Annotated in this window: 15 protein-coding genes; 10 read left to right on the top strand and 5 right to left on the bottom strand. The window is 69.3% G+C overall.

The genetic code is table 11. The features are described from left to right. Window positions 1-5: 5 nt before the first annotated feature. The 3 genes from VGR06_RS26575 (at window position 6) to VGR06_RS26565 (ending at window position 2,588) form a co-directional block, all read left to right on the top strand. Window positions 6-305: a hypothetical protein gene (locus tag VGR06_RS26575; protein ID WP_327561861.1), complete on the top strand. Its 300-nt coding sequence runs from the start codon at window positions 6-8 to the stop codon at window positions 303-305. Window positions 306-313: 8 nt separating this feature from the next. Beyond that, window positions 314-2,122, top strand: a complete 1,809-nt coding sequence (locus tag VGR06_RS26570) for a RiPP maturation radical SAM C-methyltransferase (RefSeq protein ID WP_327561860.1) — start codon at window positions 314-316, stop codon at window positions 2,120-2,122. Window positions 2,123-2,186: 64 nt separating this feature from the next. Then, window positions 2,187-2,588: a DUF6294 family protein gene (locus VGR06_RS26565; protein ID WP_327561859.1), complete on the top strand. Its 402-nt coding sequence runs from the start codon at window positions 2,187-2,189 to the stop codon at window positions 2,586-2,588. Between the two features lie 9 nt (window positions 2,589-2,597). Here the strand turns inward: VGR06_RS26565 and VGR06_RS26560 are convergent, their stop codons facing one another. Then, a complete protein-coding gene (locus VGR06_RS26560; RefSeq protein WP_327561858.1) occupies window positions 2,598-3,341 on the bottom strand; it encodes an enoyl-CoA hydratase/isomerase family protein in 744 nt (247 codons plus the stop codon). A 75-nt stretch (window positions 3,342-3,416) separates the two neighbouring features. Then, complete coding sequence (locus VGR06_RS26555) at window positions 3,417-3,719, bottom strand: antibiotic biosynthesis monooxygenase (protein WP_327561857.1); 303 nt, start codon at window positions 3,717-3,719, stop codon at window positions 3,417-3,419. A gap of 102 nt (window positions 3,720-3,821) precedes the next feature. Between VGR06_RS26555 and VGR06_RS26550 the strand changes: the two genes are divergently transcribed. Further along, the gene (locus VGR06_RS26550) at window positions 3,822-4,775 is read left to right on the top strand and encodes a GlxA family transcriptional regulator (RefSeq protein WP_327561856.1); all 954 of its coding nucleotides are present in this window, start codon (window positions 3,822-3,824) and stop codon (window positions 4,773-4,775) included. Here the strand turns inward: VGR06_RS26550 and VGR06_RS44045 are convergent. Then, window positions 4,749-4,925 carry a hypothetical protein gene (locus tag VGR06_RS44045; protein ID WP_414637334.1) on the bottom strand — a complete coding sequence of 59 codons (177 nt, stop codon included), beginning with the start codon at window positions 4,923-4,925 and terminating at the stop codon, window positions 4,749-4,751. The two genes, VGR06_RS26550 and VGR06_RS44045, sit on opposite strands and share 27 nt — an antisense overlap. A 118-nt stretch (window positions 4,926-5,043) precedes the next feature. Continuing rightward, a complete protein-coding gene (locus tag VGR06_RS26540) occupies window positions 5,044-6,042 on the bottom strand; it encodes a LacI family DNA-binding transcriptional regulator (protein ID WP_327561871.1) in 999 nt (332 codons plus the stop codon). A 122-nt stretch (window positions 6,043-6,164) separates the two neighbouring features. Here VGR06_RS26540 and VGR06_RS26535 point away from each other — a divergent pair, with 122 nt between their 5' ends. Genes VGR06_RS26535 through VGR06_RS26520 form a run of 4 tightly spaced genes read left to right on the top strand, consistent with a single transcriptional unit; the run spans window position 6,165 to window position 11,072 of the window. Beyond that, window positions 6,165-7,085 (top strand): sugar ABC transporter permease, encoded by a 921-nt coding sequence (locus VGR06_RS26535; RefSeq protein ID WP_327561855.1) that lies wholly within the window; start codon window positions 6,165-6,167, stop codon window positions 7,083-7,085. Continuing rightward, complete coding sequence (locus VGR06_RS26530; RefSeq protein WP_327561854.1) at window positions 7,085-7,939, top strand: carbohydrate ABC transporter permease; 855 nt, start codon at window positions 7,085-7,087, stop codon at window positions 7,937-7,939. Before VGR06_RS26535 ends, VGR06_RS26530 begins: the two co-directional genes overlap by 1 nt. 56 nt (window positions 7,940-7,995) lie before the next feature. Then, window positions 7,996-9,312, top strand: a complete 1,317-nt coding sequence (locus tag VGR06_RS26525; RefSeq protein WP_414637333.1) for an ABC transporter substrate-binding protein — start codon at window positions 7,996-7,998, stop codon at window positions 9,310-9,312. Beyond that, entirely contained in the window at window positions 9,312-11,072 is a 1,761-nt protein-coding gene (locus VGR06_RS26520; protein ID WP_327561852.1) for a beta-galactosidase family protein, read from the top strand. The genes VGR06_RS26525 and VGR06_RS26520 overlap by 1 nt, the downstream gene beginning before the upstream one ends. On the opposite strand, the gene VGR06_RS26515 is transcribed toward VGR06_RS26520, so the two are convergent. Further along, on the bottom strand, window positions 11,073-11,372 hold the full coding sequence (locus VGR06_RS26515) for a DUF1905 domain-containing protein (RefSeq protein ID WP_327561851.1): 300 nt from the start codon (window positions 11,370-11,372) through the stop codon (window positions 11,073-11,075). A gap of 103 nt (window positions 11,373-11,475) precedes the next feature. Between VGR06_RS26515 and VGR06_RS26510 the strand changes: the two genes are divergently transcribed. Both VGR06_RS26510 and VGR06_RS26505 read left to right on the top strand, forming a co-directional pair. Beyond that, window positions 11,476-12,399 carry an aldo/keto reductase gene (locus VGR06_RS26510; RefSeq protein WP_327561870.1) on the top strand — a complete coding sequence of 308 codons (924 nt, stop codon included), beginning with the start codon at window positions 11,476-11,478 and terminating at the stop codon, window positions 12,397-12,399. Between the two features lie 50 nt (window positions 12,400-12,449). After that, window positions 12,450-13,493, top strand: coding sequence for a LacI family DNA-binding transcriptional regulator (locus VGR06_RS26505; protein WP_327561850.1), 1,044 nt, complete (start codon window positions 12,450-12,452; stop codon window positions 13,491-13,493). The last annotated feature ends 209 nt before the right edge of the window (window positions 13,494-13,702 follow it).

Genomic DNA, 13,702 nt, shown 5'->3' with positions numbered 1-13,702 from the left:
GATTCATGCCGGAAATCACCGAAGCGCAGCTGGCCGATTTCTGCGAGAAGCTCAAGGATTTCAGAGAGTCGCTAACGGGACCGCAGCAAGCCTTGCTCGATGCCATCGTCGGGATCGCCTGGAATGCCTCCGTGAAGGAGGAATATTTCCAAGAAGAGTTCGAAGGCTGCTTTACACCAGACCAAGCAGAGCTGCTCCTGGCCTATAGCCCTGGTGGGCCAGCGGCCGATGGGTGGGCGGCAATGCTTCCCAGAATAATTACGCCCGGCCCGACGGGGATCAAGGGGCCTCATGCGATCGGGTAGGTCTTGACATGACCGCTTGGCCAACCGTCATCGTGTCCATGCCATTCCAGCAGGCTGATCGTCCTTCCATCCAACTCGGGCTGCTCAAGGCGATCGGGGAACGGCATGGGTTTTCGGTGCGGACATTGCATGCCAATCTCGATTTCGCGATGCGGATCGGGGTGGATCAGTACCAGCCGCTGGCTGAGCATCGTGGCCGGCAGGTCGGCGACTGGCTGTTCTCGGTCGAGGCGTTCGGTGACGAGGCGCCGGATCCGGGTGGTGGACTGGTTGCGGAACTCGGCGTTGAGGAGATCGGTGGGGCGGAGCGTTTGCTGGCCGTGCGCGAGCACGACGTTCCGGCTTACCTCGACGCTCTGGTCGAGGAGTTCGACGGGGTCCGGCTGGTCGGGTTCAGCTCGACGTTTCAGCAGAACACGGCGTCGTTCGCGCTGGCCCGGCGGTTGAAGGAACGGTATCCCGGCATCCTGACCGTGTTCGGCGGGGCCAACTTCGACGGGGAGATGGGTCTGGAGTTGGTGCGTTCGGTCGAGTGTGTCGACTTCGCTGTCATCGGTGAGGGGGACACGGTGTTTCCCGCGCTGCTGGGCGCACTGGCCGCCGGGGATGACCCCATCGGGATCCCGGGGGTCGCCCGGCGGGTCGGCGACGGCGTGGTCGCGACCCCGCCGGCCGCGCCGCAGGACCGGCTTGACGACCTGCCGGCGCCGGACTACGGCGAGTATTTCGAGCGGGCGGCGCGGTTGGGCCTGCCGACCGGGCACATCGCGATTCCGTTCGAGTCCGCGCGGGGTTGCTGGTGGGGCGCCAAACACCACTGCACGTTCTGCGGGCTGAACGGAACCACGATGCGGTTCCGCGCCAAGTCGCCGGACCGGGTGCTCGGTGAGCTGGACCAGCAGGCGCGGCGGTACCACACGTTCCGGTTCGAGGCCGTCGACAACATTCTCGACCTGGCGTACTTGAAGACGCTGCTTCCGGCGATCACCGAGGGCGGCCGCGACTACCAGATCTTCTACGAGGTCAAGGCGAACCTGACCCGTGGGCAGCTCAAGAACTTCGCGACGGCGGGTGTCACGCGGCTGCAGCCGGGGCTGGAGTCGCTGAGCTCGCGGGTGCTCTCGCTGATGGACAAGGGCGTTCGGGCGGCCCAGAACGTCAACCTGTTGCGCTGGGCGCGGTATTACGGGATCAGCGTGGGGTGGAACATCCTCTGGGGATTCCCGGGCGAGACCGCGGAGGACTACGCCGCCCAGACCGCCGCCATCCCCGCGCTGTACCACCTGCAGCCGCCGGCCAGCGCCGGACGGGTGTGGCTGGAGCGGTTCAGCCCGTTGTTCACCCAACCCTCCCGGTTCCCGATGCGCTGGCGGAGGCCCGAATCGAGCTACCGGCAGGTCTATCCGGCCACGATGGACATCGAGCGGATCGCCTACTTCTTCGAATACGAGCTGGAAGGCGCCTTGGACCCGGGGACGTACGAGCCGCTGCGGGCGGCCGTGGCGCAGTGGTCGACGGCCTGGGAGGCGGATTCAGCGCCGATCCTGGTGTTCCGGTCCGCGCCCGGCTTCCTGCAGATCTATGACGGCCGGCCGGAGCGGCAGGGGACCTACACGTTCCACGACACATTGGCCGCGATCTATCTGGCCTGCGTGGACCGGCCGAGAACGGCCGCTGCTGTCCACCGTGAGCTCGGTCTCGACGTGCCGGTCTCGGCTGTCGCGAATGCCTTTCAACGGTTCGGCGAACGTGGGCTCATGTTCCTCGACAATGACCTCGCCATTGCTCTGGCGCTGCCGGCAACTGCCGGTCGTTAGTGGTATCACCGGTCCGTCCCGCGCATCTTGTTAATGTCGGAATCCTCAGCGAAGGGCGGCAGAAATGGACCCGTCGATCATTGTGGAAACGTCGAACGCCACCGCGGAGCAGCTCACCGGTTGGACCCCGTGGGAGTTCACCTGGGGCTTGATCCGGAAGGGTGACTGCACGATGTTCGAGGGTGCCAAGTGGACATTGTTCCCCAACGGCACCGCGACCTTCGACGCCACGGTCACCAGCGGCGGCGATGACGACGCCTGGGTGATCTGGCACGTCGACCTGCTGGACGTGAATGGGGCCATCCTGGGCTCACTGGCCACCGAGCACCCGGTCGGCGGCGACTGGCGCAAGTTCGTGCAGAACATGCCGAGCAGCGCCGAACGTTACCGGTTCCGCGCCTGGGCGACATTCGACACCGCGCTGTGGAATGACATCGTCACCCTGAAAATGCATTCAAGCTGCTGAGCAACGTGCCTATTTCCCACGGCTGGAGAGCATGTCCAGGAAGTTGCGCAGGATCGCCGCGGTGGTGGGAGAGCTCCAGAGCTCGAGGACGCGTGGATCGTCGAGGGGACGGGTGCGGGTGATGCGGTCGTGGGTGGGGCGGTGGAGCTGCTCCTTGCTGAGCGCGTAGACCGGGGCGGGTGCGGCGGCGAGGTGCTCGGCGCGGCGGACGGCGGTGGGGAGCAGGTCGTCGGGGCTGACGACGTCGTGGACGAGGCCGGCGGCGCGAGCCGCCCCGGGGTCGAGGGTGTGGGCGGTGAGGACCAGGTCCGACACCGCCGGCCCGGTGGCGTGGCGCATGATCTCCAAGGGCACGGTGGGGAACGGGACCCCGGCGGCCAGCTCGGTGAGGCCGATGGTGCCGGCCGACATCAGCCGGAGGTCGCAGGCGGCGGCCAGCACGCAGCCGCCGGCCAGGGCGTGCCCGTTGACCGCGGCCACGACCGGGCGGGGATGGTCGAACAGGGCCAGCACGGCGGTGCTCAGCGCGGGCAGGAACTCGGCGACATACGGTGCGCCGCCCTCGACGATGCGTTTGAGGTCCACACCGGCGGAGAAGCACCGCCCGGCGCCGGTGAGCACCACCGCCGGGGCGCCGGCGACCGCGCTCAGCGCGCCCGGCAGCGCGCTGAGCAACTCGAGGTCCAGCGCGTTGACCGCGCCGTGGTTCAGCCGCAGCACGGCGACACCGCCGTGGTCGGTCACGTCGATCATCCGTGCAGTGTGCCCCAGGCGGCCAACCGAATGGACCACGCACCATCCCCTTGCTGATCCGCCTCTCCGTCAGTTTCAGACCTTCGCGGCGAGGATGTCGGCGGGCAGGATCTCCGGTGCGGTGGCGAGCAGGCGGTCGGCGTTGGCCAGCAGTGCCGCGGCGATGGGGCCGTTGATGTGGGCCTGCCGGTCGGTCTCGGAGGCGAAGGCGTCGACGATCCAGAACGTGGTGTCGTCGGTGCGCAACGCGAACCACACGGGTGTGCCCGCCTCGTCGTTGGCCAGGTCCACGGCACCGGCGAGGAAGGTGGCGACCTCGCCGGCGGTCTCGGGCTTGGCGACGATCTTGGCGACGAAGGCCAGGGTCAGCGTCGACATGGTGGCTCCTCGGGGATCGGTGAGAATGTCGGCCCCGAACGTAGGGGTTGCCGGCACTTGGGGGGTAGTGGCGGATACGACAGTTTCCCTATTGTCTGCGTCATGCGTATCGGGCTCCTCGTGCAGGACGGCTGCTTCACCTCGGCGGTGGCGTCGATCGTCGACATCGTCCGGACCGCCGAGCTGGTCCGCCCGCAGGTCGATCCGTCGCTGCCGGCCCTCGAGCTCGCCGTCGCCGGGCCGCGCCGGCGGGTCGTCACCGGAGCCGGAATGACCATCACCGCCGAACGGACCCTGCGCGAGCTCGACGATCTCGACGTGGTCATCGTGCCCGCGCTCGGCACCATGACCGCGCCGGACACCGAGGCCGCCATCGCCGGACGCGAAGGCCAGGCCGTCGTGCGCGCACTGGGCACGATCGACCCGGACCGGTGCCGCATCGCCGCCGCCTGCACCGGGGTGTTCCCGCTCGCCGAGACCGGGCTCGTGGACGGGCGCCGGGTCACCACCACCTGGTTCCTGCTCACCGCGTTCCGGACCAGGTATCCCGCCGTCGCCGTCGACCTGGACAGCATGGTCGTCGCCGACGGCCCGTTCCTCACCGCGGGCGCGGCCTTCGCCCACATCGACCTCGCCCTGTCCATCCTCCGCGGCATCAGCCCCGAGCTGGCCCAACACGTCGCCCGCCTGCTGCTCATCGACCAGCGCCCGTCCCAGGCCACCTTCGTCGTCTACGACCACCTCGATCACGACGACCCCATCGTGCGCGACTTCGAACGCTACCTGCGCCAACACCTGGCGGCGCCGCTCGACGTCGCCAGCGCCGCCCGGGCCATCGGCACCAGCCGCCGCACCCTCGAACGCCGCACCCGCCACGTACTGGGCCTCAGCCCCCTGGACATCGTCCAGCGGCTGCGCCTCGAACGCACCGACCACCTCCGCCGCACCACCGACCTGTCCACAGAGGAGATCGCCCACCGGGTCGGCTACGCCAATGCCGAAACCCTCCGCGCCCTCCGCCGGCGGCAATCACGTCAACCACGACCTCACCGCTGATCCGGCAACCCTTACCCAACAAGCTGGAATTCGAGAAGGCAGCGTTGGTCGGTCAGCGTGGTCGCGGCCGGTTGGGTGAGCGGCCCCGGCGCACCGGGCCAGGATGCGGTGGGCGTGGTCGTCGTCCCAGTCGTGGAGGATGTCGACCAACGAATAGGCGTCCGGAACCGCAGGGTCATCTGCCGGTCGAACGACGCACGGAGGTGGGTGGCCCAGCAGTAGATCGAGCGCGACCGGGAAACGTTGAGCCCGGCCGGATCTGCCTGGATCAGCTCGGGGTTCGTGGGGGTGGTGCGGCGGTGCTGGAGCGAGTGACGAGCGTGGTGGGGACGTTGATCGAGGTTGGTTCGTGGGCGCCGGAGGTGATCTCGGTGAGGAGGGTGTCGACGGCGCGGCGGCCTACTTCGGCGAAGGATTGGCGGATGGTGGTGAGTGGGGGCCAGAAGTGGGCGGATTCGTCGGTGTCGTCGAAGCCGACGACGCTGATGTCGTGGGGGACGCGGCGGCCGTGTTCGTGGAGGGCGCGGAGGAGGCCGAGGGCCATTTGGTCGTTGGCGGCGAAGATGGCGGTGACCGAAGGGTTGCGCGCGAGGGTGGTGCCGAGGGTGTGGCCGGATTCGGCGGACCAGTCGCCGCTGAGTGGTTCGGGGACCTGGCGACCGTGCCGGGCCAGGGTGGCGCGCCAGGATTTCTCGCGGTGCTCGGCGGCGTAGGAGTGGCGTGGGCCGGCGAGGTGGTGGACGGTGCGGTGGCCGAGGTCGAGTAGGTGCGTGGTGGCGAGCTCGGCGCCCTGGGCCTGGTCGGTGTCGACCATGGGGTAGTCGGAGCGGGGGTTGGAGTCGATCACTACGACGGGGAGGCCATGCGGGAGCTGGATTTCGCTGTGGTCGAGCTCGTGTTCGTCGATGAGCACCACGACGCCGTCGACGAGTTGCTCGTTGAGCCGGCTGAACGCGCCGGTGACCTCGCCCTGGGTGGTGTGGCCCACCGGCATCAGGGTGATGGAGTAGCCGCGGGGGACCGCGGCCGAGGCGATCGCGTTGAGGGTGCGGCTGTTGCCGACCGTGGCCAGCGTGGACATGATCACGCCGAGGCTGTGGAACTGCCCGTTGCGCAGGGCGCGGGCGGCGCTGTTGGGCCGGTAGCCGACCCGGTGCATGGCGTCCAGCACCCGTTGCCTGGTCGCGTCGTCGACGTTGACGCGGCCGTTGACCACGCGGGAAACCGTTTGCCCGGAGACGCCCGCCTCCCGCGCCACGTCGGCCATGGACGGGCGGCGGTCGGCCGGTAGCGCGTCCTGAACCACCAACACTCCTCAACACTGGACATGTTTACGTCAACAAGCTACCGTCCCCGTCAATGTTGACGTAAACATGCAGCGGAGCGACGATGACGTCCACGGCCGTCCCGGCCCGCCGGAGCCTTCCCGGACGGGTGCCGCGCCGGCCCTGGGAACGCCGCGGCTGGATCTTCGTCACACCCTTCCTGCTGGTGTTCGCGCTGACCTTCCTCGCGCCCATCGGCTACACCGCCTGGCTGAGCCTGTTCCGCGAGCAGGTGTTCTTCGGCGGCACCACGTTCGTCGGGCTGGACAACTACGCCCAGGCCCTCGGCGACCCCAAGTTCTGGGAGGCATTCGGCCGGGTGCTGCGCTTCCTCGCCGTCCAGGTGCCGGTCATGCTGCTGCTTGCGCTGCTCGCCGCGCTGGCCATCGACAGCGCCCGGCTGCACGCCGCCGGCTTCTTCCGCCTCGTGATCTTCCTGCCGTACGCGGTGCCCGCCGTCGTCGCGACGCTGATGTGGGGCTTCATCTACAGCGACACGTTCGGCCTCGCCGCCAACCTCAACCACCTGCTCGGCCGCGACGTCATCCATCCGCTGTCCGCCGGCTGGACGCTCACCTCCATCGGCAACATCGTCACCTGGGAGTACGTCGGCTACAACATGCTGATCTTCTACTCGGCCCTGCGGGTGGTCCCGGCCGAGCTGTACGAGGCGGCGGCCATCGACGGCGCCGGCGCGTACCGGATCATCGCCAGCGTCAAGCTGCCGGCCCTGCGCGGCGCGCTGGTGATCGCCACCATCTTCTCGGTCATCGGCAGCTTCCAGCTGTTCAACGAGCCGAACATCCTGCGGCCGCTGAACCTCAACGTGATCAACACCTTCTACACGCCGAACATGTACGCCCTGAACCTGTCCTTCGGCGGCCAGCAGTACAACTACTCGGCCACCATCGCCATCGTCATGGGACTGCTCACCGCGGTCATCGCCTACGCCGTGCAGCTGCGCGGCGCGCGGAAGGGCATGTGATGGCGGGCCGCAACCAGCCGAGGTCGCCGGTGCTCACCGCCGCGATGACCATCTACCTGCTCTACACGCTGGTTCCGTTGGCCTGGTTGGTGATCAGCGCGACCAAGAGCCAGCCCGCGCTGCTGTCCACGCCCGGCCTGTGGTTCGGCGGCCCGTTCGCGCTGTTCGACAACATCGCCGAGACGCTCACGTACAACAACGGAATCTTCCTGCGCTGGGTGGGAAACACCGTGCTGTACGTGGTGGCCGGCGCCGGGGGAGCGACCGTGCTCGCCACCGCGGCCGGGTACGGGTTGGCCAAGTACGCCTTCGCCGGCCGCCGCGCGGTGTTCGCCGTGATCCTCGGCGCGATCGCGATCCCCGGCACGGCGCTCGCCGTCCCGACCTTCCTGCTGTTCAGCGACCTCGGTCTGACCAACACGCCGTGGGCGATCATCATCCCGTCGCTGATCCACCCGTTCGGCCTCTACCTGATCTGGGTCTACGCCACCGACGCGGTGCCGGACGAACTGCTCGAGGCGGCGCGGATCGACGGCGCCGGCGAGGTCCGGATCTTCCTCACGGTGGGGCTTCGGCTGCTCGCGCCGGGCATCGCCACGGTGGCGCTGTTCGCCATGGTGGCCACCTGGAACAACTACTTCCTCCCGCTGATCATGCTCAGCAAACCGGACTGGTACCCGCTGACCGTGGGTCTGTCCCAATGGAACGCCCAGGCGCTCGGAGCCAATGCCCAGCCGATCTACCACCTCGTGATCACCGGGTCGTTGCTCATGATCGTCCCGCTGATCGCGGCCTTCCTCCTGCTGCAACGTTTCTGGCAGTCGGGCCTGGCCGCGGGCAGCGTCAAGCAGTAGCGGATCGCGACCGTCGCGAAAGGACAGAAATGAAAACCCTGGTACGCCATGGGAAGGTGGCCGTCACACTCACCGCGGCATTCGGGCTCGCCCTGGCCGGCTGCTCGTCCTCGTCCGGTTCCTCGGGCAGCGCCGGTGCCGGTTCGGCGGACTCCGTCGACGCGGCACTGCAGCAGGGCGGCACGATCACGTACTGGACCTGGACCCCGCAGGCGGAGCAGCAGGTCGCCGCGTTCGAGAAGGCCTACCCGAAGGTCAAGGTGAACCTGGTCAACGCCGGCACCGGCAACACCCACTACACCAAGCTGCAGAACGCGATCAAGGCCGGTTCCGGGGCCCCGGACGTCGCCCAGGTCGAGTACTTCGCGCTGCCGCAGTTCGCCCTGCCCGGCTCGCTGGTCGACCTGAACCAGTACGGCCTCTCCTCGATGGAGAAGGACTACACACCGTCCACGTGGAACGCCGTGCACGTGGCGAACGGCCTGTTCGGGCTGCCGCAGGACTCCGGTCCGATGGCCCTGTTCTACAACAAGGCGGTGTTCGACCAGTACGGGATCACCGTGCCCAAGACCTGGGACGAGTACCTTGCCGCGGCGCGGAAGCTGCACAACGCCGACCCCTCGAAGTACATCACCAGCGACAACGGCGACCCGGGCTTCGCCACGAGCATGATCTGGCAGGCTGGCGGCCGGCCGTTCAGCACCGACGGCAAGACGGTCACGATCAACCTGCAGGACCAGGGAACCAAGAAGTGGACCGGCGTGTGGAACCAGCTGCTCAAGGAGAAGCTGCTGTCGCAGATCCCAGGGTGGAGCGACGACTGGTACCGGGCGCTGGGTAACGGCACCATCGCGAGCCTGGTCACCGGCGCGTGGATGCCGGGTGTGCTCGAGCAGTCGGTCAAGGACGCCGCGGGCAAGTGGGCCGTCGCGCCGATGCCGACCTACGACGGGCAGCCGGTCACCGCGGAGAACGGCGGCAGCACGCAGTCGGTGCTCAAGCAGAGCGCCAATCCGGCCCTGGCCGCGGGCTTCGTGCGCTGGCTCAACCACGACGAGAGCAGCATCAAGATCTTCCTGGACAGCGGCGGGTTCCCGGCGACGACGGCCGACCTGCAGGCAGCCTCGTTCAAGGATTCGGCTCCGGCCTACTTCAGCGGGCAGAAGATCAACGAGGTGCTCACCGCCGCCGCCGGGACCGTCGCGAAGGGCTGGAGCTACCTGCCCTACGAGCTCTACGCCAACAGCGTTTTCGCCGACACCGTCGGCAAGTCCTACCTGAACGGCACCGACATCGACGCCGGGCTGCGGGACTGGCAGAAGGCGCTGATGGACTACGGGAACCAGCAGGGCTTCACGGTCAAGGCCGGCTGATGCCCGAGTTCTCCATAGGCGAGCACGACTTCCTGCTCGACGGCCGGCCGTTCCGGGTCCTGTCCGGCGCGCTGCACTACTTCCGGGTCCACCCCGACCAGTGGGCGGACCGGATCGAGAAGGCGCGGCTGATGGGGTTGAACACGATCGAGACCTACGTGGCGTGGAACGCGCACGCCCCGGAGCCCGGCGCGTTCGACCTCACCGGTGGTCTGGACCTGGACCGGTTTCTGCGGCTGGTCGCCGACGCCGGGATGTACGCGATCGTCCGGCCCGGCCCGTACATCTGCGCCGAGTGGGACAACGGCGGCCTGCCGGCGTGGCTGTTCCGCGACCCGGAGGTCGGCGTCCGGCGCAACGAGCCGCGGTACCTGGCCGCGGTCCGGGACTATCTGGACCGGGTGCTCGGCATCGTGGCCCGGCACCAGATCTCCGGCGGTGGACCGGTGATCCTGGTGCAGGTGGAGAACGAGTACGGCGCCTATGGTGACGACGAGAAGTACCTGGCGGCCCTGGTGGAGTTCACCCGGGCCGCCGGGATCACCGTGCCACTGACCACAGTGGACCAACCGGTCGGTCGGATGCTCGCCGACGGCGGTGTCGACGGCGTGCACCGGACCGCGTCGTTCGGCTCCGGCAGCGCGGAGAAGCTGGCGGTGCTGCGCGCGCATCAGCCGACCGGGCCGCTGATGTGCATGGAGTTCTGGAACGGCTGGTTCGACCACTGGGGCGAGCATCATCACCGCACGCCGGCCGAGCGGGCTGCCGCCGAGCTCGACACGTTGCTCGCCGCCGGCGCGTCGGTGAACCTCTACATGTTCCACGGCGGCACCAACTTCGGATTCTCCAACGGCGCCAACGACAAGGGTGTGTACCAACCGCTGGTCACCTCCTACGACTACGACGCGCCGCTGGACGAGGCCGGCCATCCCACCGCCAAGTACCACGCGTTCCGCGAGGTGATCTCCCACTACCACCCGGTGCCGGACGCGGTTCCCCCACCGGCCGAACCGGCGCCGGAGCTGACCGTGCCGCTCGGCGACCCGGCCTTCCTGCTCGATTCCCCGCGGTGGTGGGGAAATTGGCAGCACTACGACCGGCTGCCCACTTTGGACGAGCTGGATCCGTTGCCGCGCCTGGCGTTGCTCCGCACCCGGCTGTACCGGCCGGGCGGTCCGGGCGTGCTGGTGTTCGGCGAGGTCCGCGACCGCGCGGCGGTGTTCCTGGACCATCACCCGGTCGGTGTGCTGCTCCGCGAGCACCACGATCGGGCCATCGGGCTGCCGCGGCCGCGGGGTGAGCTGACCGTGCTGCTGGAGGACCAGGGCCGGGTCAACTACGGCCCGCGCATCGGCGAGCCCAAGGGCGTCATCGGCGGTGTTTTCTTCGACGGCGCCGAGCTCACCGGCTGGGACGTGCTGCCGCTGCGGCTGGACGCCCCGCCGTCGCCCTGGCCGGCCACCCCCACCGGGCCGCTCACCGAACCGGTCGCCGGTCCAGTGCTCCTGCGCGCCGGGTTCGACCTGGACGAACCCGCCGACCTCCACCTCGACACCACCGGCTGGGGCAAGGGGATGGCCTGGCTCAACGGCTTCCCGCTCGGCCGCTACTGGCGCCGCGGCCCGCAGCGCACCCTCTACGTGCCCGGTCCGGTCGTCCGCGCCGGCCGCAACGAGCTGGTGATCTTCGAGCTCGACGTGCTCACCGAGCCGGTCGCCCGGTTCGTCGCCCACCCCGAGCTCGGCCCCACCGATCCGTGATCACAGGTCGATGAGCTCGACGGTCACGCTCGCGACGTCCCCGGCGTCGAGGGTCTCGGCCGTGCGCACGGCGCGCTTGATCGGCAGCACGTAACCCCGCTCGCTGTCCGGGAAGATCGAGGTTCTCCACGTGCTGCCGCCGATCGTGACCCGCACCCGCACCGAGCCGAAACCCCGGCGGGGTCCCTCGGCCAGCTCACGGATCTCCTCGGACGCCTCGGCGGGCAGGCTGACGAAGGTCCAGCTCTCGGCGCGCCGGGCGTCCCAGATCCACAGCTCGGCGTCGAATGTGACGATCACGGGGCCAGCATCACACAGCGTATGCCCTGAAGGTGGCCTTCAGGACGTTGAGCGTCTTGAAGGCCACCTTCAGGGCATTATGCGGCCGTAGCGTGTCGGTGTGATCACGCGTCTGGGTGTCGGGTTGGCCGCGCTGGGCCGGCCGGCGTACATCAACGTCGGGCGGGACGGTGAGTTACCGGCCACCCGGTCGGTCGAGGCGATGCGCGCGGCCTGCTGGGCGGTGCTGGACGAGGCGTACGCGGCCGGGGTCCGCCGGGTCGACGCCGCGCGCTCCTACGGGCTGGCCGAGGACTTCCTCGCCGCCTGGCTGGCCGCACGCGGGCACGCCGACGTGATCGTGTCGAGCAAGTGGGGTTACGCCTACCTCGGTGACTGGCGGCTGGACGCGCCGGTGCACGAGGTCAAGGAGCACACCGCGGCGCGGTTCCGCATCCAACTCGCCGAGACGCTGGATCTGCTCGGCGACCGGCTGGCGCTCTACCAGGTGCATTCCCTCACCCTGGACAGTCCACTCTGGACGGAAGCGGACCTGCTGGCGGCGCTGGGGGAGCTGCGCGACGGCGGGGTGCGGGTGGGGTTCTCCACGACCGGGCCGGCCCAGGGCGAGACCATCGCCCGAGCCTTGGACGTCGAGATCGGCGGGCGGCGGTTGTTCAGCGCGGTGCAGTCGACCTGGAACCCGCTGGAGCCCTCGGCGGCGCCGCGGCTGGCCGAGGCGCACGCCGCCGGCTGGTCCACCACGGTCAAGGAGGCGCTGGCCAACGGCCGGCTCGCGGTCGACCCGCCGGCGGCGATCATCGCACTCGCCCGGCGGCACGGGGTCGGCCCGGACGCGATCGCGCTCGCCGCCGCATTGGCCCAGCCCTGGGCGGACACCGTGCTGCTCGGCCCGGCCGGCGTGCACCAGTTGCGGAGCAACCTCGCCTGCCTCGAGGTCCGGCTCGACGACCCGGCCGGGCTCGAGGCCCTGGCGGGGCCGCCCGGCGAGTACTGGGCGCGGCGGTCCGCCCTGCCCTGGACCTGAGCCTGCAAGAGGTCCTGAATCCCGCTGCAACGGGTTGCTAGATTGTGCGGGTGGACCGTACTTCGGCGACCCGGCTGGCTGACATCGCGGCGCAGGCCGGGGTGAGCGAGGCGACCGTCAGCCGGGTGCTGAACGGCAAGGCCGGGGTGTCGGCGCCGACCCGGGAGGCCGTGCTGGCCGCGCTGGACCTGCTCGGCTACGAGCGCCCGCCGCGGTTGCGGGCGCGCAGCGCCGGGCTGATCGGGCTGATCACGCCGGAGCTGTCCAACCCGGTGTTCCCGGCGTTCGCGCAGGTGATCGAGCGGGTGTTGACCCGGGTCGGGTACACGCCGGTGCTGTGCACGCAGAGTCCGGGCGGGTCGACCGAGGACGAGCTCACCGACGCGCTGGTGGACCGCGGGGTCACCGGCATCATCTTCGTCTCCGGGCTGCACGCCGATTCCACCGCCGACATGGACCGGTACGTGAAGCTCGCCGGCCGCGGCGTGCCGTTCGTGATGGTGAACGGCCACACCGAGAAGGTCTCCGCGCCGTTCGTGTCCACCGACGACCGGGCGGCGATGCGGCTGGCCGTCACGCACCTGGTCGAGCTCGGCCACGAGCGGATCGGCCTGGCCGTCGGGCCGCGCCGGTTCGTCCCGGTGCTGCGCAAGATCGAGGGCTTCGTCCAGTCGATGCGCACCCTGCTGCCGATGTCCGCCGAGGAGGCCGAGCACCTCGTGCAGCACTCGCTGTTCACCGTGGAGGGTGGGCAGGCCGCGGCGCACGCGCTGATCGACAAGGGCTGCACCGCGGTGATCTGCGCCAGCGACCTGATGGCGCTGGGCGCGGTGCGGGCGGCCCGGCAGCGCGGCCTCGAGGTGCCCCGGGACGTCTCGGTGGTCGGCTTCGACGACTCGCCGCTGATCGTGTTCACCGATCCGCCGCTGACAACGCTGCGCCAGCCGGTCGAGGCGATGGGGCAGGCCGCGGTGAACGCGTTGCTGGAGGAGGTCGGCGGCACCCCGGCGCCGCATGCCGAGTTCGTGTTCCTGCCGGAGCTGGTGGTGCGCGGCTCGACCGGGGCGGCCACTGATCCGCCTCTCCGAAATTAACTCCTGTCGTCACGTTCCAGCTGGCGGCGCGGTTGTCAGGTTGATTGTGGCTGGGTGCCGTCACGTTCCCCTGAGGTGCGGTTGGTCGGCGCGAGGCTTGTCCACGATGGTCCATCGCGCCGTGAAGCCTTTACTGACGGGTAACACGCTGATAGCATTTCTGCAAGTTACTGCATGGCCTTGCGAGCTTAACCCCCTGCACCCCAGCC

The organism is Actinophytocola sp. (genome assembly GCF_036002505.1).
Classification (GTDB): Bacteria; Actinomycetota; Actinomycetes; order Mycobacteriales; family Pseudonocardiaceae; genus DASYTH01.
The sequence above is the reverse complement of the archived record's forward strand: the minus strand, read 5'-3'. Positions and strand labels throughout refer to the sequence as shown.